The organism is Amycolatopsis sp. lyj-346, assembly GCF_046548975.1.
Classification (GTDB): domain Bacteria; phylum Actinomycetota; class Actinomycetes; order Mycobacteriales; family Pseudonocardiaceae; genus Amycolatopsis.
Genome location: NZ_JAJPWT010000001.1, coordinates 1,194,519 through 1,215,918, shown reverse-complemented (window position 1 = coordinate 1,215,918; position 21,400 = coordinate 1,194,519). Strand labels below are relative to the sequence as shown.

General features: G+C 70.7%; 22 protein-coding genes. 6 read left to right on the top strand and 16 right to left on the bottom strand.

Annotated features, from left to right (window positions below; translation table 11 throughout):
* Positions 1–40 precede the first annotated feature (40 nt).
* The 3 genes from ACLJQE_RS05935 to ACLJQE_RS05925 all read left to right on the top strand — a co-directional run bounded on the left by ACLJQE_RS05935 (position 41) and on the right by ACLJQE_RS05925 (position 2,127).
* Positions 41–841 carry an HAD family hydrolase gene (locus tag ACLJQE_RS05935; protein ID WP_410638330.1) on the top strand — a complete coding sequence of 267 codons (801 nt, stop codon included), beginning with the start codon at positions 41–43 and terminating at the stop codon, positions 839–841.
* Positions 842–928: 87 nt separating this feature from the next.
* A complete protein-coding gene (locus tag ACLJQE_RS05930; protein WP_410637942.1) occupies positions 929–1,552 on the top strand; it encodes a TetR/AcrR family transcriptional regulator in 624 nt (207 codons plus the stop codon).
* A complete protein-coding gene (locus ACLJQE_RS05925; RefSeq protein ID WP_410637941.1) occupies positions 1,549–2,127 on the top strand; it encodes an SRPBCC family protein in 579 nt (192 codons plus the stop codon). The genes ACLJQE_RS05930 and ACLJQE_RS05925 overlap by 4 nt, the downstream gene beginning before the upstream one ends.
* Here ACLJQE_RS05925 and ACLJQE_RS05920 read toward each other — a convergent pair.
* The 10 genes from ACLJQE_RS05920 to ACLJQE_RS05875 all read right to left on the bottom strand — a co-directional run bounded on the left by ACLJQE_RS05920 (position 2,124) and on the right by ACLJQE_RS05875 (position 12,798).
* On the bottom strand, positions 2,124–2,852 hold the full coding sequence (locus ACLJQE_RS05920; RefSeq protein WP_410637940.1) for a lysophospholipid acyltransferase family protein: 729 nt from the start codon (positions 2,850–2,852) through the stop codon (positions 2,124–2,126). The two genes, ACLJQE_RS05925 and ACLJQE_RS05920, sit on opposite strands and share 4 nt — an antisense overlap.
* Positions 2,853–2,861: 9 nt before the next feature.
* Positions 2,862–4,337: a hypothetical protein gene (locus ACLJQE_RS05915; protein ID WP_410637939.1), complete on the bottom strand. Its 1,476-nt coding sequence runs from the start codon at positions 4,335–4,337 to the stop codon at positions 2,862–2,864.
* Positions 4,334–6,184, bottom strand: coding sequence for a hypothetical protein (locus ACLJQE_RS05910; RefSeq protein WP_410637938.1), 1,851 nt, complete (start codon positions 6,182–6,184; stop codon positions 4,334–4,336). Before ACLJQE_RS05910 ends, ACLJQE_RS05915 begins: the two co-directional genes overlap by 4 nt.
* Before the next feature lie 254 nt (positions 6,185–6,438).
* On the bottom strand, positions 6,439–7,407 hold the full coding sequence (locus ACLJQE_RS05905; protein ID WP_410637937.1) for a lysylphosphatidylglycerol synthase transmembrane domain-containing protein: 969 nt from the start codon (positions 7,405–7,407) through the stop codon (positions 6,439–6,441).
* A gap of 12 nt (positions 7,408–7,419) precedes the next feature.
* Positions 7,420–8,664 (bottom strand): acyl-CoA reductase, encoded by a 1,245-nt coding sequence (locus ACLJQE_RS05900; RefSeq protein ID WP_410637936.1) that lies wholly within the window; start codon positions 8,662–8,664, stop codon positions 7,420–7,422.
* Positions 8,661–9,713 carry an acyl-protein synthetase gene (locus ACLJQE_RS05895; protein ID WP_410637935.1) on the bottom strand — a complete coding sequence of 351 codons (1,053 nt, stop codon included), beginning with the start codon at positions 9,711–9,713 and terminating at the stop codon, positions 8,661–8,663. Before ACLJQE_RS05895 ends, ACLJQE_RS05900 begins: the two co-directional genes overlap by 4 nt.
* Complete coding sequence (locus ACLJQE_RS05890; RefSeq protein WP_410637934.1) at positions 9,710–11,104, bottom strand: AMP-binding protein; 1,395 nt, start codon at positions 11,102–11,104, stop codon at positions 9,710–9,712. The genes ACLJQE_RS05895 and ACLJQE_RS05890 overlap by 4 nt, the downstream gene beginning before the upstream one ends.
* On the bottom strand, positions 11,101–11,832 hold the full coding sequence (locus tag ACLJQE_RS05885; protein ID WP_410637933.1) for an SDR family NAD(P)-dependent oxidoreductase: 732 nt from the start codon (positions 11,830–11,832) through the stop codon (positions 11,101–11,103). Before ACLJQE_RS05885 ends, ACLJQE_RS05890 begins: the two co-directional genes overlap by 4 nt.
* Positions 11,825–12,067: an acyl carrier protein gene (locus ACLJQE_RS05880; protein ID WP_020642783.1), complete on the bottom strand. Its 243-nt coding sequence runs from the start codon at positions 12,065–12,067 to the stop codon at positions 11,825–11,827. Before ACLJQE_RS05880 ends, ACLJQE_RS05885 begins: the two co-directional genes overlap by 8 nt.
* Positions 12,068–12,078: 11 nt before the next feature.
* The gene (locus ACLJQE_RS05875) at positions 12,079–12,798 is read right to left on the bottom strand and encodes a UDP-N-acetylglucosamine acyltransferase (RefSeq protein ID WP_410637932.1); all 720 of its coding nucleotides are present in this window, start codon (positions 12,796–12,798) and stop codon (positions 12,079–12,081) included.
* 149 nt (positions 12,799–12,947) lie between these two features.
* Here ACLJQE_RS05875 and ACLJQE_RS05870 point away from each other — a divergent pair, with 149 nt between their 5' ends.
* Together ACLJQE_RS05870 and ACLJQE_RS05865 are read left to right on the top strand one after the other, a co-directional pair.
* Complete coding sequence (locus ACLJQE_RS05870; RefSeq protein WP_410637931.1) at positions 12,948–14,054, top strand: DegT/DnrJ/EryC1/StrS family aminotransferase; 1,107 nt, start codon at positions 12,948–12,950, stop codon at positions 14,052–14,054.
* Complete coding sequence (locus ACLJQE_RS05865; RefSeq protein ID WP_410637929.1) at positions 14,051–15,007, top strand: Gfo/Idh/MocA family protein; 957 nt, start codon at positions 14,051–14,053, stop codon at positions 15,005–15,007. Before ACLJQE_RS05870 ends, ACLJQE_RS05865 begins: the two co-directional genes overlap by 4 nt.
* 19 nt (positions 15,008–15,026) lie before the next feature.
* Here the strand turns inward: ACLJQE_RS05865 and ACLJQE_RS05860 are convergent, their stop codons facing one another.
* Complete coding sequence (locus ACLJQE_RS05860; protein ID WP_410637928.1) at positions 15,027–15,737, bottom strand: hypothetical protein; 711 nt, start codon at positions 15,735–15,737, stop codon at positions 15,027–15,029.
* Positions 15,734–16,243, bottom strand: a complete 510-nt coding sequence (locus ACLJQE_RS05855; protein WP_410638329.1) for a SigE family RNA polymerase sigma factor — start codon at positions 16,241–16,243, stop codon at positions 15,734–15,736. The genes ACLJQE_RS05860 and ACLJQE_RS05855 overlap by 4 nt, the downstream gene beginning before the upstream one ends.
* A gap of 141 nt (positions 16,244–16,384) precedes the next feature.
* On the opposite strand from ACLJQE_RS05855, the gene ACLJQE_RS05850 reads away from it, so the two are divergent.
* Positions 16,385–16,933: a hypothetical protein gene (locus tag ACLJQE_RS05850; protein WP_410637927.1), complete on the top strand. Its 549-nt coding sequence runs from the start codon at positions 16,385–16,387 to the stop codon at positions 16,931–16,933.
* Positions 16,934–17,327: 394 nt separating this feature from the next.
* Here ACLJQE_RS05850 and ACLJQE_RS05845 read toward each other — a convergent pair whose 3' ends face one another.
* From ACLJQE_RS05845 to ACLJQE_RS05830, 4 genes are all read right to left on the bottom strand, one after another.
* Positions 17,328–17,957, bottom strand: coding sequence for an acyltransferase (locus ACLJQE_RS05845; protein ID WP_410637925.1), 630 nt, complete (start codon positions 17,955–17,957; stop codon positions 17,328–17,330).
* On the bottom strand, positions 17,944–19,140 hold the full coding sequence (locus ACLJQE_RS05840) for a glycosyltransferase family 4 protein (RefSeq protein ID WP_410637924.1): 1,197 nt from the start codon (positions 19,138–19,140) through the stop codon (positions 17,944–17,946). Before ACLJQE_RS05840 ends, ACLJQE_RS05845 begins: the two co-directional genes overlap by 14 nt.
* Before the next feature lie 70 nt (positions 19,141–19,210).
* Positions 19,211–20,140, bottom strand: a complete 930-nt coding sequence (locus tag ACLJQE_RS05835) for an NAD-dependent epimerase/dehydratase family protein (protein ID WP_410637923.1) — start codon at positions 20,138–20,140, stop codon at positions 19,211–19,213.
* A gap of 23 nt (positions 20,141–20,163) precedes the next feature.
* On the bottom strand, positions 20,164–21,297 hold the full coding sequence (locus tag ACLJQE_RS05830) for a DegT/DnrJ/EryC1/StrS family aminotransferase (RefSeq protein ID WP_410637922.1): 1,134 nt from the start codon (positions 21,295–21,297) through the stop codon (positions 20,164–20,166).
* Between the last annotated feature and the right edge of the window lie 103 nt (positions 21,298–21,400).

Genomic DNA, 21,400 nt, shown 5'->3' with positions numbered 1-21,400 from the left:
CGAACGAGTCAGGGACAATGGCCGGGTGGAGAGACCCCAGTTGATCGCGTCCGATGTCGATGGCACCCTGCTCGGCCCCTCCGAATCCCTGACCGGCCGCACGATCGGGACCGTCCGCCGGGCGATCGAGGCCGGCGTCCCGTTCGTGCTGGCCAGCGGGCGGCCGCCGCGGTGGATCGCCCCGATCGCGAGGCCCCTCGAGCTGACCGGGTACGCCGTGTGCGCGAACGGCGCGGTCCTGTACGACTGCGCCACCGAAGAGATCGTCGAGGTGCACGGCCTGCTCCAGCCGACGCTGCTGCAGGACATCGCGCACGCGCTCGACAAGGCGCTGCCCGGCTGCCGGCTGGCGACCGAGCGCGTCAGCACCGGCGCGGTGGACCACGACATGCGCAACTTCGTGATCGAGCCGGACTACCACAACCCGTGGGGCGACGGCGAAGGCCGCACCGCGCCGCGTGCCGAGGTGCTCGGGCACCCCGCGATCAAGCTGCTGGTCAGCCACCGCGGCATGTCGTCCGAGGAGATGGCGGAGGCGGTGAACGCGCTGTTCGACCGGGACGTCGACGTGACGTACTCGTCGTCGGGCGGCCTGGTCGAGCTGTCCGCGCACGGCATCACCAAGGCGACCGGGCTCGCCGACGTCGCCGAGCGGCTGGCGGTCGAGCAGGAGCGGGTGATCGCCTTCGGCGACATGCCCAACGACGTCGAGATGCTCCGCTGGGCCGGCCACGGCGTCGCGATGGCGAACGGGCACCCGCAGCTGCTCGCGGTGGCCGACGAGGTCACCGGCCCGGCCGGCGAGGACGGCGTCGCGCAGGTCCTCGAGCGCTGGTTCTAGCCCCGACTTTCGAAACTGGCGTTGCGTAAGTGCGCGGCGGCCAGCTACCCTATTTACGAAACGCTCGTATCGTATATAGGGAGAACGATGGACACCTCTCGCGGCCGGCCCCGCGACAGCGACGCGGACCGTCGCATCCTCGAAGCCGCCCGGCACGCACTGCTCACCGCCGGCTACGCCGGACTGGCCATCGACGAGGTGGCCCAGCGCGCCGGGGTGGCCAAGACGACCCTCTACCGGCGCTGGCCGACCAAGGACCACCTCGCCATCGCCGTGTACGCCGACATGCTCGACCGCGACGTGCCGGTCACCGACACCGGTGACGTGCGCGCCGACCTGAGCACCTACCTCAAGCAGATCGCCGCCGCACTGGACGGCGTGCGCCGGGCCGGGCGCCCGGCCCACGACACCGACCCGTCCGCCGGCATCGTCGCGGAGTTCGTGGCGGCCGCGGCCCGGCACGCCGACGTCGGTCAGGCCATGCGGGGCGTGTACGCGCGCCGGATCAGGCTCGCCGTCGAACTCGTCGAACGGGCCACCCAGCGCGGCGAACTGCGGTCCGGCACCGACCCGGTGCTGCTGCTCGACCAGCTGGCCGGCGCCCTCTACTACCGCGTGCTCATCACCGGCGCGCGGGTCGACGACAGCTACCTCGAACGTCTCGTCAGCGCCGCCCTCGACGGCGCCATGTCCACAAAGGAGCAACGATGACCCGCACCGAGCACCCCGCCCACCCGCAGGGGCGCGAGAAGAAGCCGAGACGGAAGCGACTGCTCGTGGCGGTGACCCTGGTGCTGGCCACCCTCGCCGGTTACGCCGTCTGGAGCAACGCCGTTCCGTACACCCTCAGCGCCTCGATCGAGCTCGACGCCACGCCGGACGAGGTGTGGTCGGTACTGACCGACCTGGAGGCGTACGACGAATGGAACCCCTTCATCGTCTCCTCCAGCGGCACCGTCGAGGTCGGCGCCACCCTGACCAACACCATGCGCGACGCCACCGGGGAAACCACGTTCACCCCCACCGTGTTGACCGTGACGCCCGGCCGTGAGCTGCGCTGGCTGGGCAAGCTCGGTCCGGGCGCCGTGTTCGACGGCGAGCACTCGTTCCTGATCGAGCCCGTGCGGCCCGGCCGGGTCAGGCTCGTCCAGACCGAGCGCTTCTCGGGTGTGCTGGTGCCGTTCTTCCGGGGACAGCTGCGCGACCACACCCTGCCCCAGTTCAGGGCCATGAACGAGGCACTGGCCCAGCGAGCCGGCACTCGCCAGGCCCGCGCAACGGACTAGCTGCGGTCGAGCTCGGCCGCTTCGGCCGGCGTGGGCGCCGTGCCGCCGAGGTGGGCGGGCAGCCACCAGCGTTCCTCGTCGGACGCGGGCTGCGCGGGGTACTCGGCCTGGGCGCGGTCGAGCAGCGCGCTCATCCGGGTGCGCAGCTCCTTCGTGACGACGTCCCAGTCGTCGCCCTTCGCCGGGTGCATCGGCTCGCCGATGAGGATCGAGATCGGCACGTGCCGCCGGGTGAGGTCCTTCGGACGGCCCTTCGTCCAGAGCCGCTGGGTGCCCCACAGCGCCATCGGCACCACCGGGACACCGGCCGCCGCGGCCATCCGGACGGCGCCCGACTTGATCTCCTTGACGGTGAACGACCGGCTGATGGTGGCCTCGGGGAAGACGCCGACGACCTCGCCCGCCTGCAGCTTTTCGAGCGCCTCGCGGTAGGAGGCCAGCCCGGCGGAGCGGTCGACGGAGATGTGGTGCATCCCGCGCATCAGCGGCCCGGCGATGCGGTTGTCGAAGATCTCCTTCTTCGCCATGAACCGCGTCAGCCGCTTGGCCGGGCGCGCGCCGAGCCCGCAGAAGATGAAGTCGAGGTAGCTGATGTGGTTGCACGCGATGACCGCGCCGCCACGGCGCGGGATGTTTTCCGCCCCCTCGATCCGGATGCGGTTGTCGAGTACCCGGAACATGGTCCGGGCCGCCGCGATCACGGGCGGGTAAACGAGGTCAGCCATCCGGCAAGGTTACGGGACCGTAGGTTGTTGGCCGCTGTTCAGCGGGGAAGAACACAAAGCGGGCGAACTCACACGGGCCGGACGCGGGATCGACAGGACCACGGCGAGCAGGATGGCGAACAGCGCGACCGACTGGTGCTTGATGCCCTCGATGCCGTCGCCGAGCGCCGCGGTGCCGAACTGCGTCACGGAAACGGCAAGCAGGAAGGCCGGCACGACACCGAGGGCGGTCCGCCGCCGCGACCAGGCTGCGGCCAGCACGAGCAGCCAGATCGGCACCAGCGCGAAGAGCCCGAGCGGGGCGATCAGGCCGGTCAGCCACGACACCACCGGCACCCGGAACTCCTGCGCGTGCGGCGGGAACCCGGCGCTCTGGTCGAAGCTGCCGAGGTAGCCCGGCCGCGCCGTGAGCTGGTCGGTGGCGGCCCGGTCGAGCACTTCGAGGGTCCGGCCGGGGTGGGTCGCGAAGTACGTCACGACGTTCCGGCGGCTGATCCGGTCGCGGTACTGCGGGTACCGCGGGTCCATCGTCGCCGGGTGCGGGTGCCACCAGCCGTTGCCCGCGTACTGCGCGAACGACGGCGGCAGCCCGAGCTCGGCCAGGTCGGCCTGCGTGTCGTGCTTCCCGTCGACGATGTTGAGGAAGATCGAGTTGAAGACGTTGATCTCGCGGGAGTCGTCGCCCGGGAACTCCGTGTACGTGCCGTCGGGCGCTCGCGCGGGCTCGACGCTCTGCTGCGCGTAGAGCGTGACAGCCCCGATCGCGCCGATGACCAGCACCGCCGACGCCCACCGCTTGGCCCCGCGCAGCGTGCCCGGCCGGACGAGCAGGATCGCCACCGCGAGGACCGGCAGGATGATCAGCGTCTGGACCTTGGCGTTGACCGCCAGGACGCCGCCCAGGAACGTGACGGCCATGCCCGCGTAGCTCCACCGGCCCTCGCGCGCGGTCAGGAGCAGGCCGCCGGCGGCGAGCAGCAGGCCGAGGAAGGCCGCACCTTCGCCGAGGATCGCGGCGAAGTAGCCGAAGAACGCCGAGTCCGCGACGACCAGCAGGAGCCCCGCCGCCACGGCCAGCCGGGTCCGGCGCGGGTGCGGCAGGCCGAGCACGATCGTGGTGATCGCCGCCGCGGCGACCACGCTGCTCAGCAGGCCCAGGATGACGAGGCTCAGCGTGCCGTGGAGCCCGACCAGCCGTCCGATCCGGACGGCCAGGTCCGCGAGCCAGCTCTGCGTCAGCAGGTACGTCGGACGGCACGCCGGCCCCGGCGAGGGTGGGTAGAGCAGGTGGACGAACGGCTCGGGCAGGCCCTTCCAGGTGATCCCGGCGCCGCACAGCACGCGGCCGCCGTCACCGTTGTTGGACATCGCGATCGGCCGCGGCACCAGGAACCGGACGACGAACAGGGCGAGCGATGCGCCGAACACCCCGATCCCGAGCCGCGCTTGCGCGCCCAGCTGCCGGTCCGGGGCCTCCAGTTTCACGAAGGACAGGGTACGTAGCGGAAGTCCGGGCCCTTGTCGAGGTCGGCGACCAGCGACTTCGCCTGTTCCGCCCGTGGGTACACCGAGACCCAGAAGGGCGTGCCGACGCGGCGGAAGGTGGCGACCTCGTACTTGCCCGCGTACACCGGATCGATCGCGCAGTGCTGGCGGTCGTCGTAGCCGCCGTCGGCGGGCACGGCGACGGTCGGACGGCGGCCGTTGACGACGTAGTCGTAGTCGGTCGCGACGCCGCCGTCGTACCGCCCTTCGCGGGCGATGTGGTCATCGGTGCGGCCGAGGACGTCGATGATGAGCAGCTGCCCGCCGTGGGTGGCGAGCGCGCCGGGCGCGGCGCCGCTGACCACCGACCCGGGCGGCAGGTAGTGACCCAGCCAGCCACCGATCTCGGCGAGCTCGGTGCCGTGCGCGTGCCAGTTGCGCACGCGGTCGAGCATTTCGGGGCTGAACACCGAGACGAAGACCGCGATGCCGGCGAGCCCGCAGGCGATCACCGGGACCAGCCGCGGCGCGACGGGCTTCGGCCGCGGCGACGGCTTCCCGGCGGCGGTCGCCGTGAGCACGCCGAACGTTCCCGCGGCCGCGACGGCGAGCAGCGGCGGCACCGGGGCCAGCAGCCGCCACGACGGACCGGGATCGCCACCGACGAGCACCGCGGCCGTGGCCAGCCCGGCGGCCGTCGCCAACAGCAGCCAGAGCAGGGCCCGTGCCTCGACGGCGGTGACAACCGGGGCCGGGGGCTCCGCCACCCGGAACCCCCGAACTGCAGTGACATCCGGGGCTCCGCCCCGGGCCGGGGGCTCCGCCACCCGGAACCCCCGAACTGCGGTTGAGACATCCGGGGCTCCGCCCCGGGCCGGGGGCTCCGCCACCCGGAACCCCCGAACTGCGGTTGAGACATCCGGGGCGCCGCCCCGAGCCGGGTGGCGGAGCGCCAGCGCGACCGCGGCGACCAGGCCCAGCAGCAGGAAACCCTGGTGGGCCAGCGCGAACCCGGACAGGTACGGCCAGCCGGCGGCGAGGTGCCCGCTGAGCGGCCCGCCGAGCTTCGCGGCCAGCGGCGCGGGGATGTAGTGCTGGTAGAACGTCACGCGCCAGGCGAGCCGCGGGACCAGGAAGACCAGCGCGCCCTGCGCGTACCCCACCGGCGCCCACCAGCTGTGCCGCTGCTTGAGCGCGGCGCCGACGAGCCACAGGCCGGCCAGCACCGCGACCACCAGGCCTTCCGGGCTGGTCATGACGGCGAAGGCCACGAGCACCCCGGCGACCACCGGGCGGCGCGCGGCGAGCGCGTAGCCGACGGCGAGGACGAGCAGCACGAAGAGCGGGACTTCGGAGCCCGACGCGCCGTAGACGGCGAGGCCGCCGGCACTCGCGGTGAGCACCGCGGCGGCCACCCCGATCGCGGGTCGCGGCTCGGCGCCGTCCGGGGCGGCCGCGGCGGCGATCCGGTTGGCCAGGAAGCAGGACAAGAGCACGCAGCCGAGCGCGGCGAAGACCCCGAAGACGACGGCCGTGGTGCGGATGTCGGCGCCGAACGCGGCGCGCGGCAGGGCGACCAGCACCAGCCAGAGGAAGTTCGTGTACCCCTCGACGCGTTCGCCGGGGTTGAACACCGGGCCGTTGCCGTCGGCGATGTTCTGCGCGTAGCGGAAGGTGACGAGCGCGTCCTCGGTGACGGTCGCGAACAGCAGCTGGTGCAGCAGGGAAAGGCCGAGCGTGAGAGTGAGGACGAAGGCGCGCCAGCCGCGGTCGGCGTCGAGGCGGTGCCAGGTCAGCACCACGATCGCGGCGACGACCAGCCACGCCACCACGACCGCGTAGACCACCCGGCCCCCTCCACCTCGTCACCGCACCCGCCCGGCCGGCTCCTCGGTCAGGTTATCGATCACCGGAGGCGAGGCGTTTCCCGTGGACCGAGCCCTCACTCGAACGGGGGGACCGCCTCGCCGGGCGACAGTCAAGCAGGGTATTCGCCTCGTCGACATAACCCGATCGGGTGCGGGACCGCGACCGAGGACGTGCTTGTCCACATGTGCGTAAGCCTTGTGGACAACCGGGGGACAAGCAGTGGACCACCGGCTCAGCCGGAGGTGACCGCCGGGCGGGCCGAGCGGGCCGCGACCGCGGCGAAGCCGGCCGTGAGGAGGTCGGCCACCGTGAACATCACCCGGGAAGCCACCGCGAACGCCGCGGCCTGGCCGACCGTCAGGCCGCTGGCCGTCAGCACCGCCACCTGGGCCACCTCGCGGACGCCGACGCCGCTGGGGAGGATGAACGCGAACGTGCCCACCGTCATCGCCACGGCCATCGCGCCCACGCACAGGACGAAGCCGCCGATGCCCGGGGTGCCCACGGAGTTGGCCAGCAGCCACAGGTGGACGCCCTGCAGGCACCACGCCGCCGTCGAGGCGCCGAAGACCTTGCCGATCACCGCCCAGCCCAGCGGGTGCGCCAGCGGCGGACGGCGGAGGATCCGCAGGACGAGCGACGTGCCCCAAGTGAGGATCTTCGGGTGCAGCATCGCCAGGCCGAGCGGGATGAGCACGAACAGCCACAGCGCGCGGGGGCTGTTGCTGAACACCGCCGGCGCCGCCAGCAGCGACACCACCAGCGCCGACACCATGCCCACGCCGAGCTGGATCAGGGAACCGGTGAAGATCCGGGCGCGGGCCACGCCCGCCTTGCGGCCCAGCTCCATCTGCAGCAGGTACGCCCAGACCGAGCCCGGCACGTACTTGCCGAGCGAGCCGACCAGGCAGATCTGGGCGCCGCGGGCGTAGCCGATGGGCTCGCCCAGGTCGTCGACCATCATCTGCCAGCCCCAGGTCGACACCAGGATCGCCGCCACCAGGGCGACCAGGCTCAGCAGCGACGACTCCCAGGCGACGTCACGCAGGGTGTGCCAGAACTCGCCCCAGTTGGCCGCCAGCTGCTTGGCCGCGAAGCCGATGACCAGCAGGATCGCCACCCACCGGACGACGTCGAGGATCTTGGCCTTGGCAGACTTCGGCGGCTTACCGGCAGCCGGCAAGTCCTCGACAGTCGTCATCGACGCATCCCCTCAGGCCTGCACCGTGACCAGGCGGCTGAACTCGGAGAGCAAATCGTAGCCGTCCCACACCGCCGAGAAGGTCAGGGCGGAGCCGAACGGCACGATCCGGTCGACGCCGCGGCCCGCGAGCTCGTGCGCGAACGCCGTCAGCTCCTCGGCCGTGAAGCCGAACTGGCTGACCGTCTGGTCCTTGCGCAGGACGATCGGCACCAAGTCGGACAAAGAAGACACCCGCGCGTTGGCGAACGTGCCGGCCCCGAGCCACTCGCGCGGCAGCACCGCGGGGTCGGCCAGCTCGAGCGTCGCCAGGCCGTTGCCCTGGAACTCGATCTCCTTGACCAGCCCGTCGACCGCCGCGCCGTACGCCGAGACACGCTTCTGGACCGCCATCGCGGGCTCGGTGACGTGCTGCTTCGTCTCCAGCACCGCCGCGAGCAGCGTCCGGAACTCACTCCCGGCCGCGGCGGCACCGGCTTCGTCGCCGACCCAGAACACCGCGCGCGGGGACGAGCAGGCCGCCTGGTCGAACCAGTACGAGTCGTTGTAGAAGCCCTCGGCGGCCGAACGCCGCTCTTCGGCGGACGCTCGCTGCCACCCCGCCACCGACGCGACGGCGAAGGACGAGCGGTCCGGGAACGTCAGGTCACGCGCGTGCGGGGCGAGCGGGTACTTCCGCAGGGCCGCGACCGAGCCGTCGCCGCCCCAGATGACGCGCAGGTCGGCGGCCAGCGACAGGGCGCCGCTCACCTCGTCGCTGCGGTCGTAGGTCACCATCCGCTGGGTGGCGGTGATCGCCGCGGCCGTGTCCGGGTCCACTTCGGACAGTGCGGCGTTCAGCGCGTCCAGCACCGCCTCGGCGGCCCCGGCCGAACGCGATGACACCCGCACGACGTTGTGGTTGCCCGCCAGCGCCGACAACGCCCAGGAGTAGACGAAGATCGTGTCGACGTTCGCCGGCGGCACGTGGAACACCAGTCCGCGCGGGAACCGCAGGGCCCCGCCTGCAGTGTCCAGAGTGGACAGTGCCTTGGCGACTTCGCCCTTGCGCAGGAAGAAGCCGAGCGACGCCAGCTCCGGGAACCGGCGCGCGGTGGCCGGGGCCAGCAGCTTGCGCGCGAACTTCGTGACGAACTCGACGATCCGAGGATCGCCCACGCGCAACCGGCCGCCCGGCGGCGCCGCCCGCAGTTCGCCGACCAGAGAGCCGACGTCGAGAGGCGAAGCAGCGGGGAAACGCTGGGTCAGAGTGGTCACGCCGCCGCCCCCGAGAACGTGTCGGAGCACCCGCGGGCCTCGGCCTTCGGCAGCCGCCCGAGCACGGAGAAGTGCTTGCCCGGCCAGTCGCCGTCGTCGATGCCGTTGCAGACGCCGAGGTCTTCGGTCAGCAGCACGTGCCCCGGGTAGGACCGCGGCAGCGTCGAGACGACCTCGATCACGCCCGGCTCCCCGACCGGCTGCTCTTCCCACGTCTCCGGGTTCCGGATGACGACGTCGGCGAAGTCCGGGCAGTACAGCGAATTTCCGGACGGGCCTTCGAGGAAAACGGTGCCGATCTGCTCGATCATCCCGTAGTAGTTGTGGATCCGGGTCAGGCCGGTGTCCTCTTTGAACCGGCGGCGGAACTCGGTGTTGTCCACCGCGCGATCGATCAGCTTCTTCCAGCCGCCGCTGTGGATCAGGATCCCGTTCGACAGGTCGAGCCCGTGGTCACGCGCGACTTCGTAGAGGTACAGCCACACCATGAACGTGAAGCCGAAGATCAGGAAGGGCTTGTCGCCGTACTCGGCCAGGAACTTCTTGACCGCTTCGACGTCCGGCTGGTCGTTCTCGTCGAGCACGTACGTGTGCTTGCGGCCGAAGTTCGCCATGCCGAGCACGCCGGCGCCGCGCGCGGAGAAGGAACGGCGGTTCTTGATGATGCCGATCGTGTCGACCATCAGCATCGGCAGCCGCTCGCCGCCGAGGACCTCCTGCAGCGTCGCGCCCAGCTGCTTGGTCTGCGCGCCCGCCGCCTCCTTGTCGAGGTAGATCCGCGACGCGCCGGCGCCGGTGGTGCCCGACGACGTCAGCGTCTTGAACACCTCGCTGTCCGGGACGGACTTGAGGTCGTGCGTCTTGAACATCCGCACCGGCAGCCACGGCAGGTCCGCGATCGAGCCGAACGGCTCCGAAGGCACGATTCCCAGCGACGACAGGATCCGGTCGTAGCCTTCGGAGTTCGCCCGGTGGTGGGCCGTCAGCGACACGAGCTCGGGCAGCAGCAAGGCTTCCCGGTCGGCCTGCGACCGCGTGAACACGCTCATACCCGCCCCTCCAAGGTCCGGTAGTCGATCTTGCCGCTGGCCAGCAGCGGCACGGTGTCGATCGGGCGGACGTCGAACCCGCTGACGTGCAGGTGCAGCCGCTCGGACAGCGCCCGCGACGCGTCCTTGCAGATGTCTTTGTCCGCCCCTTCGGCGAACAGCACGACCTTGTCCCCGGCGGCCACCGCGGCCACCACGTCGATCCCGACCGCCGCCGTGCGCACGGCCTGCTCGAGATCGTCGAGGCTGACGCGGTTGCCGAAGACTTTGCCGATGCGCTTGAGCCGGCCGGTGATGAACAGGTACCCCTCTTCGTCGAGGTACCCGAGGTCACCGGTGGCCAGCACGCCACCGTGTTCGTCGCCCTTGGCCAGTCCGGACTCGTCGTCCGCATAGCCCATCATCACGTTGGACCCACGGTAGACGACCTCACCGACAATTTTCGGGTGCGTGGTCTCCGAGCCGTCGTCCCGGCGGACCGCGAACTTCCCGCCGGGCAGCGCCGGCCCGGCGGAACCGAGCTTTTCGGCCAGCCGTTCGGCGGGCACCGTCGTCATCCGCGGCGACGCCTCGGTCTGGCCGTACATGACGTACATCCGGCCGCCGACGGCGAGCATCTTCTCGTTGAACTCGGCGATCAGCTCGTCGCGCAGCTTCCCGCCGGCCTGCGTCAACGTCCGCAGCGTCGGGTACTTTGCGGGGTCGAACTTGAGCCGCCGCAGCATTTCGTAGTGGTACGGGACGCCCGAAAGAGACGTGACGCCGTAGGTGTTCACCGCGTCCCAGAAGCCGCGGCCGAGCACGCCGGACGGCTCGATCACGATGGTCGCGTCCCGCACCAGGTGCGAGTTCAGCACCGACAGGCCGTAGCTGTAGTGCAGCGGCAGGCAGGTGGGCGCGACCTCGTCGGCGTCGATGTGCAGCACCTGCGCGATGGCGTCGGCGTTGCTGAGGATCGCCTGGCGCGACAGGCGGACGAGCTTCGGGTTGCCGGTCGACCCGCTGGTCGGGAGCAGGACGGCGAGGTCGGGGTGGGGCCGGACGCCCTCGGCGCTCGAACGGACCCAATCGGAGCCCTGCGTGGTGTAGCCGTCAGGTGCGTCCCCGGACGCCGACAGCACGGCCACCGGCCGGAACCGCGCGACCAGGCCGGCCAGCACGTCGGCGTCGAGCGCCGGGTCGATCAGCGCGATCGCCCGCCCGGACTCGAACGCGCCGAGGTAGGTCAGCACGCTGTCCAGGTCGACCGACATCCGCGCGAACACGACACCGGCGGGCAGCGCCGCCAGCTTCTCCATCGCGCGGCCGACCCCGGCCGACAGTTCCGCGCCCGCCAGCGTGCGGCCCCCGGCCACGTCCACCAGCCGAGCTCCCGCACCCAGCAACGTCACAGCACCAAGCCTCCGTCGATCCCCAGCACCTGGCCGGTGATGAACGACGCGTCGTCGCTCACCAGGAACCGGATCGCGTTCGCCACTTCTTCGGGACGGCCCAGCCGCCCGAGCGGCGTCCGGCTCGAGTTTCCGGCCTTCGCGTCCTCGCTCAGGCCCGCGGTGAGATCGGTCTCGATCACGCCCGGCGCGACCGCGTTGACGCGGATGCCGGACCGGCCGAGCTCCTTCGCCGCCGAACGCGCGATGTTCGCCACCGCCGCCTTCGACGCCGCGTACACCGTCTGACCAGCGCTTCCGTACTCGCCGACGATCGAAGCGAGCACCACGATCGAACCGGACTTCTTGCGCATCATCGCCCGGGCCGCGGCCTGGACGGTGTGCAGCGTGCCGGCGACGTTCGTGCTCAGCGTCGTGTCGATGCTCTCCTCGCGGATCATGCCGAGGAGTGCGTCCTCCATGATCCCGGCGTTCGCCACCACGATGTCGAGCTTGCCGTGCTCCTTGGCGACCCCCCTGACCAGCGAAGACACTGCTTTTGCGTCGGTGACGTCGAGGACGAGCCCGGCCGCGGCACCCGCCGAAGAAGCGGCTTCCTTCGCGCGAGCCTCGTCGCGGCCGGTGAGCACCACCGTCGCCCCCGCCTCGGCGAGTGCGCGGGCGGTGGCCAGGCCGATCCCCCGCGTCCCGCCGGTGACGAGCGCGACGCGACCCGACAAATCAGTCATTCTTCGACTGGAGCTCGGTGACCATGTCGACGGCGACCTTGAAGCTCGACATGTCGATGACCTGGTCGGTGTCGAACTCGACGTCGAACTCGTCCTCGATGGCCGCGACCAGCGCCATGTGGCCCACCGAGTCCCACGCCTCGATGTCGCGGTACTTCAGGTTCTCCACGTCCACGTCGCCGTCGAGGTCCAGCGCCTCGACGAAGACCTCGCGCAGCTTGGGGGCAACCGACATAGCCATGACTCCTAGTGTTCCTCGCGCGGGCGGGCGTCCCACGCCTTTACCAAGGTAGAGAGGTCGCCGGGCAGCGTGACGTCCGGGAGACCTTCCTTGCCCTTCAGCCACGGCCCGAGGGCCTCGATCGTCTCCTCGTCGAGACCGCGGCGGGACAGGCCCACCACGTTGACGCCGGTGACGCGGGCCGGGTTGCCGACGGCGATGGTGAAGGCGCCGATCTCGCGCCGCACCGCCGAGCCCATCCCGATCATCGCGCCCGGCCCGATCACGACCGTCTGGTGCAGGATCGCGCCCATGCCGAGGTTCGCGCCGTCCCAGATGTGGCAGTGGCCACCGGTGACGGCGTTGGAGGCGATCGTGACGCCGTCGCCGACCAGGCAGTCGTGCGCGATGTGGGAGTTGCGGAGGTAGTAGCCGTCGCTGCCGACGGTCGTTGTCCGCCAGGTCCCTTGGTGGACACTCACGTACTCGCGGATCCGGTTGCGGCTGCCGATCACCACGCCGTGCCCGTCGTGGTCCGGATCACCGGCCGGTGCGTCTTCCCAGGCGGCCGGGTGCGGGCGGCCACGGTCCTCGCCGGGCGTGCCGATCGTCACGTGCGGGCCGATCCAGTTGCCGTCGCCGATGCGGGTGGGCCCGGCGATCACCGCGAACGGCCCGATGACGTTGTCCTCGCCGAGCTCGACGCCTTCGCCGATGACGGCGGTCGGGTGGATGCGGTTGGCCACGGGTGGTCGTCCGTTCGTCGGCGGCTGGGTACTGGGCGTGCTACCGCGCCCGGTAACGTGTGGCCCGCGTTGCTGCAGGGCGGCCGGGCGCAGAACCGGCGGCTCACTGTACCGGACGCGCCGAAATCGCCTGCCGAGAGAGACTGCCCATGATCCCCATCACTGTGGTCGACGTCCGCGACGCGGAGGACCTCGTCGTCGAGGTGCTGCGCTCCGGCGCCATCGCACAGGGACCGATGGTCAAGCGCTTCGAAGACGCCTTCGCGGCGGTCTCCGGGACCAAGCACGCGATCGCGGTGAACAACGGGACCACCGCGCTGGTCGCCGCGCTGCAGGTCCTCGACCTGGAGCCGGGTGACGAGGTCATCACCTCGCCGTTCACCTTCGTCGCGACCCTGAACGCGATCCTCGAGGCCGGCGCGACCGTCCGGTTCGCCGACATCCGGCGCGACGACTTCGCGATCGACCCCGAAAACGTCGCGGCCGCCGTGACGGACCGCACGAAGGTGCTCATGCCGGTGCACCTCTACGGCCAGACCGCGGACATGGGCAAGCTCACGCCACTGGCCGCCGAGCGCGGGCTGCAGGTGATCGAGGACTCGGCGCAGGCCGTCGGGGCGTCGTTCGAGGGCAAGCCGGCCGGTTCGTTCGGCACCGGCTGCTTCTCGCTGTACGCGACGAAGAACATCACCACCGCCGAGGGCGGCGTCATCACCACGGACGACGACGCGCTGGCCGACAAGCTGCGCGTGCTGCGCAACCAGGGCATGCGTGCCCGCTACCAGTACGAGGTCGCCGGCCACAACTACCGGATGACCGACCTGCACGCCGCCGTCGGCATCCCGCAGCTGGCGAAGCTCGACCAGCTGACCGCCGCGCGCCAGGCGAACGCGAAGCGCCTGTCGGAGGGCCTCGCGGGCACGCCGGGCCTCGACCTCCCGCAGGTGCTGCCCGGCCGCGAGCACGTGTGGCACCAGTACACGGTGCTGGTCGGGCCGCACGCCTTCCTCTCGCGCGACGAGCTCGCCGCGGCGCTGACCGAACGCGGCATCGGCAACGGCATCTACTACCCCAAGATCGTCTTCGACTACGACTGCTACGCGGGTCACGACCTGATCCCGGGCGCGCGCGTCGAAGACTTCCCGGTGGCCCGCGCGGTTTCGGAGCAGGCGCTCTCGCTGCCGGTGCACCCGCACCTGACCGAGTCCGACCTGGACACCATCATCGAAACCGTTCGCGAGGTACTGGGCGCATGACGCATCGGATCGCTCTTGTCGGTACCGGGAACATGGGTTCCCTCCACGCCCGCGTGCTCGCCGGCAACGAGCGCGTCGACCTGGTCCGCGTGATCGATCCGCGCGAAGAAGCGGGCAAGGCCGTCGCCGAACGGTACGAAACGCAGTGGACGCCGGAGATCGGCTCACTGTCCGATGTGGACGCCGTGGTGCTGGCCTCGGCCACCGAGGCGCACTACGGCCTGGCGCAGGAGATCCTCGGCCAGGACAAGCCGATGCTGGTGGAAAAGCCGGTGTGCAACAGCTTCGAGCTGTCGCAGGAGATCGTCGCGCTGTCGGCGAAGAAGAACGTCCCGCTGATGTGCGGGCTGCTGGAGCGCTACAACCCGGCGGTCATGACCGCGCTGGCCCTGGTCCAGGAGCCGATCCACCTGATGGCGCGCCGGCACGGCCCGTACGCGCCGCGGATCAAGACCGGCGTCGCGTGGGACCTGCTGGTGCACGACGTCGACCTGGCGATCCAGTTCTTCGGCGGGGCGACGCCGGCGCGCGTGACGTCCGGCGCGGGCTACTTCCACCCGCAGTCCGCCGACGGCGCCGAGGACACCATCGAGACGGTGCTGTCGTTCCCGACCGGCCTGGCCACGGTTTCGGCCTCGCGGCTGGGCCAGCGGAAGGTCCGGTCACTGATGGTGTCGGAGCTCGACCGGCTGATCGAGATCGACCTGCTGCGCCGCGACGTCACGATCTACCGGCACATCTCGCACGACTCCGTCACCCCGGACGGCCTCGGCTACCGGCAGCAGACGGTCATCGAGATCCCGGAGCTCGTCACGGCCCGGGAGCCCCTGGCGACCCAGCTGGACCGGTTCTGCGACCTGCTCGAGGGCAAGATCGACGCCGACACCGAGCGCGACCTGATCCTGCCCTCGCACCACGTCGTCGAGCAGGTGCTGACGCAGGCCGCGGCCTAGCTCGTCGAGAGGTCACGATTCACTTGGTGAGCCGCTTGCCGTCGGCGTCGTAGGCGATCAGCGGCGTGAGGGCGGTGGCGTCGGGGACGACGTCGGGGTGGAACCAGAAGATGACCACGTTCGGGTCCGCGGTCCACCTGGCCAGGTGCGCCTCGACGGTCCGGCCGTGCACCGTGGTCGTGATCTTCGCCGCCGGGCCGGCGAAGTAGCCGAAGACCGGGATGACCTGGTCGCGGATCACCTCGCCGCCGTCGGTGGCGTGGAAGCCGAACGACCGGTCGGAGCCGCGGAACTCGTTCGACGCCAGCACGGACTGCAGCGAAGTCCCGGACCGGAAGCCGGCCACCAGGCCGAAGCGCACGCCCGGCAGCTCCGGCGCGTCGACGGCCCGCGCGTAGAGGACGAGCTCGCCGGACGGCGTCCGGATCCCGGTGCCGACGACGTCCCCGATCGGCTGCTCGGCGGACGGTCCGGCCGTCGTCGACACGGCGGGAGCCGGGGCCGGCGGCTGCTGCGCGACCGGCGCGGACGCGGGCTGCCGCAGCTGGATGGCGAACACCACGACGAGCACGACGGCGGCCGCGGCGGCGACCCCGGCGGTGCCGGTCAGCAGCCGGCGGCGACGTCGCAGACGCGTGCCACCGGCCATGATCCGGGCCAGGTCGGGTTCGGCGAAGGGCTCCTCGGGCGGCTGCCGGAGTGCGGCACGGAAGTCTTCGAGATCGTTCACCGTCCGCTCCTCCCGATCAACGTGTCTTCCGGGTCGGCCTCGACCCGCAGCTTGGCCAGCGCCCGCGAGTTCGTGCTCTTCACGGTACCCAGTGAAACGCCGAGCTCACGGGCCACGTCGGCTTCCGGCAGGTCGAAGAAGTGCCGCAGCACGACGACCGCGCGTTCGCGGTCGGTGAGCGTCTTGAGCACGGCGGTGAGCCACGCGCGCTGGGTGACGGCCTTGTCGACGTCGAGGCGGTCCTGCTGCTCGGGCATGGCCTCGGTGGCGTACTCGCGGATCGGCCGCCGCCAGCCGTCGATGACGTGGTTCACCAGGACGGTCCGGGCGTAGCCGTAGGCGTCCTTGTGCCGGACCCGCGACCAGGCCGCGTAGGTGCGGGTGAAGGCGGTCTGGGCGGCATCCTCCGCCTGGTGGCGGTCACCGGTGAGCAGGAACGCGGCGTGCGTGAGCCGGGCCGACGACGCGCGGACGAACTCCGCGAACTCTTCGTCGCCACGCGCCATGGTCACCTCGTTTCGTCCTTCCCAGCGACGGCCGAAGCGCCGGAAGGTTGCTTCTCAACCTTTTCGAGGTTACGCGCGTACTGGGGAGTGGACGATCTTGCTCCCGGCCGTCGCCGGGAGCCGACTGAGGGAGAAAGCCCCATGAGCAAGCGCATTCTCGCGGCCGGCACGGTCGCCGCGGCGATGTTGCTGTCCGGCGTCTCGGCCACGGCGAACGCGGCGACGCCCACGGCCGCCGTCGCCACGTCCCCCGTACTGGGCGACGTCATCCCGTCGGGCTTCGGCGACGTGGTGTTCTACGGCGTACCGGTGCAGCTCCCGCAGCTCCCGGAGACGACGTTCGGCATCATGGCCGGCGCCCGCGACGCGGCGGGCGGCCTGACGAACCTGGTGGCGACGAACGAGACGTCGGGCTCCGACAAGGCACCGGGCTTCCACGCGGTGTCCAGTGGCCTGAACGTCGACGGCCACGAGGTCCCGGCGTTCGGCTACTACTACGGCCCGGCCGCGAAGATCACCGGCCGCATCTGGGGCACGACCGGAGTGGCGCACCAGGCGCGCTGGAGCGAGGACCCGAACGTGGTGGTCTTCTGGTTCGACCCGGGCGTGGCCGAACCGGAGAACCTCCAGGCCTTCGACGCGGCGGGCACCGAGCTCCCGGCGGGTGACACCGGCGTCGGCCACGGCTGAAACGTTGCGTAACCGATATCTCGCGCTCGGTCACTGAGTACTAGATTGGCCTGCGTGCGGTTCCGTGCGCAGGGCTTAGCCGCCGGATGACCCCGGGTCGATCAGGCGGTTTTCACGACGGCGGCGCCGGCGTTCGGCGCCGGTGCCGCCGTCATCCAAAACCGGCCGGCGCTACGGCCGCTGGGCGCGCCGGGTGGTGAGCGCGTTCAGGTCGATGGTGAGCGGGTTGCCGGCGAACTCGAGTTCGGCGATCCCGGAAACTCGCGGCGTTTTCCGGCAGGTTGATCCAGTCGTCGAGGGACAGAAGATCGTGAGGCCGTTCCATGGCACTCATCCGCCTTCTCCCCACCATCGGTTACTGGACGTCACCTTCTCACGCCAGACAGCCGTATCGCTACTGCTCTGTGTAGTCGCCCGATGGAGCTCCCCAGCCCGAAGTGTTCTGCCCCTGTGACTCCGCGATCTCCCGGCGACGGGCGTTCTCCGCCCGCACCCGGTCCACTTCGGACTGGATGTACTCCTCGTCGTAGCGCTGGAACACCCGGGCCGGGTTGCCCGCCACCAGCGTGCGCGGCGGGACGTCCTTGGCCACCACCGAGTTCGGCTGGACCGTCGCGAAGTCGCCGATCGTCACGCCCGCCATGATCACCACCAGGCCGCCGATGAAGCAGCCCTTGCCGATCTTGACCGGCTTCCGTTCGATCAGGTCGCTGCCCGAGTGGTTCTGCAGCGTCATGTTCGCCAGCCAGCTCGAATGCGTGAAGATCAGTGTGTTCAGCCCGATGCTGGTGTGCTCGCCGATCTCCAGGCCGCCGCTCGCGTCGAGCGCCGCGCCTTCGCCGATCCAGCAGTGGTCGCCCATCTTGAGGTTCTCGGGGCTGATGATCTTCACGCGCTCGCGCACGCGGCACGTCGAGGGCAACCCGTAGAACTGGGCGCGCTCGGCGTCGTTCATGTACTGCGAGACGAGCTCGGTCAGGATCTGCGGGCGCAGCCGGTGGCTGCGCTCGTCATCGAAGAACATCGGCTTCCGACACCAGTTTCTCGAACGTGCGAAGGTGCTCTTCCGCGACGACGTCGAGGCCGAAGTTCGACCGCACCAGCTCGCTCTCCCGCTGTGCGATGAGCGCCCGCTTCTCCGGGTCGTCGAGCAGTTCGATCACCGTACGCGCCACGGCTTCCGCGTCGTCCGGGCGCACGAGCAGCACGTTCTCGCCGTTGCGCAGCTCGATGCCCGGGTAGTTGTCCTCGGTGACCGACGCGATCGTCGCCGTGCCGGACAGCATCGCCTCCAGTGACGCCGTGCCGCAGCCGCCGTTGAGGTCGTGCGTGACGATGTCCGCCGCCGCGAAGTACGCCGGGACGTCCTCCTTCGGCACCGCGCCCGTGACGACCAGCGCGTCCGAAACCCCCAGCTCGGCGGCCCGCTTCAGGAACGCGTCGTGGTAGACGCGGCCGACGACGGCCACCCGCACCCCGGGGTGTTTGTCCAAAATAGACGGCAGCGCCTCGATCAGCGGCAGCCGGTTGCGCAGCGGGATGACGTGGCCGAGGGACACGATCAGCGGCGCGTCGCCGATCCCGTGCTCCGCGCGGACGTCCTTCGTCACCGGCTTCGCGAAGTGGCCGGTGTCGACGGCGATCGGGAAGTACTCCGAGTTCGCGTCGCTCGTGCCGTACCGGACGACGCAGTAGTCGACGCCCAGCTTGTCGAGGATGACGTACCGCGGCTTCATATACGCCAGGATCGGCCGCACCAGCACCGCGTCGAGCAGCCGGAAGACACCGCCGTACAGCTTGTTGTCGCTGATCAGCAGCGTGTGGATGGTCAGCAGGGTCGGGACGCCGCGGCGCCGCGCGTAGATGCCGGCCAGCCACGACAGGTCGAAGAACTGGCCGTGCAGGTGGATCGCGTCCGGCTTGAACTCGTCCAGCAGCTTCCACAGCCGCCGCCAGTTGCCCGGCCGCAGCGACGCGAAGCTCATGTCGAAGTCGATCGACAGGCCGATCTGCGGCATCTTCACGGCCGGGAAGCGCACGACGCGGTAGCCGTCGCGCTCCTCCTCGGCCGGGGCCTCGCCGTACGCGGCCGTGATCGCGAGGACTTCGTGCCCGGCCGCGGTGAACTGCGCCGCCAGCGAAGCCGCCATGTGCGCGCTGCCGCCCACGCGCGGCGGGAAGAAGTTGTTCACCACCGCGATGCGCATCGCACGCCCTCGGGCGGGCCCCGCGGTGGCTGCATTCATGACGCCTCCGCGGGAAAGAGCACGTCGGCGTTCACTCCGTTTCCTTGACCAGATCCCGCATGCCGTCTTCGACGGTGATCCGCGGCTCCCAGCCCAGCACGTCCCGCGCCCGGCTGATGTCGGCGGCGCGCCGCGAGACCAGCACGTCACGGTCGTTGAACAGCGGTTCGACGTCGACGCCGACGGCCTCGATGAGGATCTTGGCCAGCGCGGCGATCGACGTGTCGATGCCGGTGCCGATGTTGATCGGCAGGTTCGCCTTCTCCGACTCCAGCGCCGCGACGACGGCGTGCGCCAGGTCGGTGACGTGCACGAAGTCCATCGACTGGTCGCCGCGGCCGTCGATGATCGGCGGGCGGCCGCTGCGCAGGCGCTGGATGAAGTGGTTGATCACCGACGTGTAGTAGGCCTCGATCTTCTGGCCGGGGCCGTACACGTTGAAGAACCGCAGCGCGTTCCACGAGAGGCCCTTCTGCCGCTCGTAGAAGCCGAGCAGGTCCTCACCGGCGCGCTTCGAGATGCAGTACGGCGTGAGCGGGCGCAGCTCGTCGTCCTCGTGCATCGGCAGCCGCTTCGGGTCGCCGTAGACCGACGCGGTCGAGGCGAACACCAGCCGCTCGACACCCTCGTCGGCGGCCGCGGCGAACACGTTGTGGTTGCCGATCATGTTGATGTCGATCGACTCGTGCGGGTCGGCGATCGACTTGTTGATCGACACCGTCGCGAAGTGGATGACGTGCGTGCAGCCGCGCATCGCCTCGCGCACCGCGCCGCCGTAGCGGACGTCCTTCTCGACCAGCTCGACCTGGCCGGTGGCGACGAACTCGTTGACACGGGCGCGGTCGCCGCGCGTCATGTTGTCGAAGATCCGGACCGTGTAGCCGCCCTCGAGCAGCAGCGGGATCACGTGCGCGGCGATGAACCCGCCACCCCCGGTGAAGAGCACCTTCTTGTCGGACACCAATTTCTCCTCGGTCGGCGGCTTCAGGACAGGGACTGCACGGCTTCGCGCACGACCTCGCCGACGCGGGTGACTTCGGCGTCGGTGAGGTTGGCGTGCATCGGGATGGCGAGCTGACGCGCGAAGGCGTCGGCCGAGACGGGCAGCGGAGCCTGAGGCCCGTAGATGGGCTGCAGGTGCGACGCGTAGGTACCGAAGTTGCACTGGACGCCCTGCGCGCGGATCCGCAGGGCCAGGGTGTCGCGGTCGACCTCGGGCGCGACCGTGAGCAGGTAGGCCTGCCACGGGTGCTCGCGGTCGGGCAGCTCCACCGGCACGGTCAGCGCGCCGACGTCCGCGAACGCCTCGTGGTAGCGCTTCGCGACCGAGCGGCGGGCGGCGAGGAGGTCGGGCAGGCGGTCGAGCTGGACGTTCATGATCGCGGCCTGGACGTCCGAGAGGCGGAAGTTGTAGCCGAGCTCGTGGAACTCCGGGATGGGCAGCGTGTCCGAGCCTTCGCGGCTGATGGCCGGCTCGATGCCGTAGGTGTGCAGCTTGCGGGCGCGGGCGATGAGGTCTTCGCGGTCGGAGACCAGCGCGCCGCCCTCCCCCGCGGTGATGCCCTTGCGGCCGTGGAAGGAGAACGCGGCGAGGTCGGCGAGGCTGCCGGCCGGCCGGGTCTTGTACGTCGCGCCCGCGGCGCACGCGGCGTCTTCGAACAGCCAGAGGCCGTGCTTGCCGGCGATCGCGCGGTATTCGTCGAAGTCACCGGGCTGGCCGGCGACGTCGACGGCGAGGATGCCGACGGTCTTGGGGGTGACCAGCGACTCGACGTGCGCCGGGTCCGCGCTGAAGACGTCCGGGCGGATGTCGGCGAACACCGGCTTCGCGCCGGCCTGCACGACGGCGTGGCCGGTCGCGGGGAACGTGTAATCGCCGACGATCACCTCGTCGCCCGGCTGGACGCCGAGGACCTTGAGCCCCAGGAAGAGGGCCGAGCCGCAGTTCGCGGTCGTCAACGCGTGCGCGGTGCCGGTGACCTGCGCGAACCGTTCCTCGAAGCGACGGCACGCCGGCCCGGCGCCGGCCAGCCACCCGGACCGGAAGACTTCGGCGACGGCGGCGAGCTCCTCTTCGCCCACGGTGGGTTGACCTAGGGCAATGCTCTCGGACGACATACCTCTCCCATTGCGTGGGGACCCGGCGAAGTGTATAGACGCACGCTCAGGTGATTCACAGGACCACGCCGAACTCCCCTCCTGCGTGACATCCGCCGCAGGT

What these genes read in the sequence shown, in the direction of transcription:
- ACLJQE_RS05930 (WP_410637942.1), top strand. Translation starts at nt 929, where the DNA reads ATGGACACCTCTCGCGGCCGGCCCCGCGACAGCGACGCGGACCGTCGC.
- ACLJQE_RS05925 (WP_410637941.1), top strand. Translation starts at nt 1,549, where the DNA reads ATGACCCGCACCGAGCACCCCGCCCACCCGCAGGGGCGCGAGAAGAAG.
- ACLJQE_RS05920 (WP_410637940.1), bottom strand. Translation starts at nt 2,852, where the DNA reads ATGGCTGACCTCGTTTACCCGCCCGTGATCGCGGCGGCCCGGACCATG.
- ACLJQE_RS05905 (WP_410637937.1), bottom strand. Translation starts at nt 7,407, where the DNA reads ATGACGACTGTCGAGGACTTGCCGGCTGCCGGTAAGCCGCCGAAGTCT.
- ACLJQE_RS05895 (WP_410637935.1), bottom strand. Translation starts at nt 9,713, where the DNA reads ATGAGCGTGTTCACGCGGTCGCAGGCCGACCGGGAAGCCTTGCTGCTG.
- ACLJQE_RS05885 (WP_410637933.1), bottom strand. Translation starts at nt 11,832, where the DNA reads ATGACTGATTTGTCGGGTCGCGTCGCGCTCGTCACCGGCGGGACGCGG.
- ACLJQE_RS05880 (WP_020642783.1), bottom strand. Translation starts at nt 12,067, where the DNA reads ATGTCGGTTGCCCCCAAGCTGCGCGAGGTCTTCGTCGAGGCGCTGGAC.
- ACLJQE_RS05870 (WP_410637931.1), top strand. Translation starts at nt 12,948, where the DNA reads ATGATCCCCATCACTGTGGTCGACGTCCGCGACGCGGAGGACCTCGTC.
- ACLJQE_RS05865 (WP_410637929.1), top strand. Translation starts at nt 14,051, where the DNA reads ATGACGCATCGGATCGCTCTTGTCGGTACCGGGAACATGGGTTCCCTC.
- ACLJQE_RS05855 (WP_410638329.1), bottom strand. Translation starts at nt 16,243, where the DNA reads ATGGCGCGTGGCGACGAAGAGTTCGCGGAGTTCGTCCGCGCGTCGTCG.
- ACLJQE_RS05850 (WP_410637927.1), top strand. Translation starts at nt 16,385, where the DNA reads ATGAGCAAGCGCATTCTCGCGGCCGGCACGGTCGCCGCGGCGATGTTG.
- ACLJQE_RS05845 (WP_410637925.1), bottom strand. Translation starts at nt 17,957, where the DNA reads ATGTTCTTCGATGACGAGCGCAGCCACCGGCTGCGCCCGCAGATCCTG.
- ACLJQE_RS05840 (WP_410637924.1), bottom strand. Translation starts at nt 19,140, where the DNA reads ATGCGCATCGCGGTGGTGAACAACTTCTTCCCGCCGCGCGTGGGCGGC.
- ACLJQE_RS05830 (WP_410637922.1), bottom strand. Translation starts at nt 21,297, where the DNA reads ATGTCGTCCGAGAGCATTGCCCTAGGTCAACCCACCGTGGGCGAAGAG.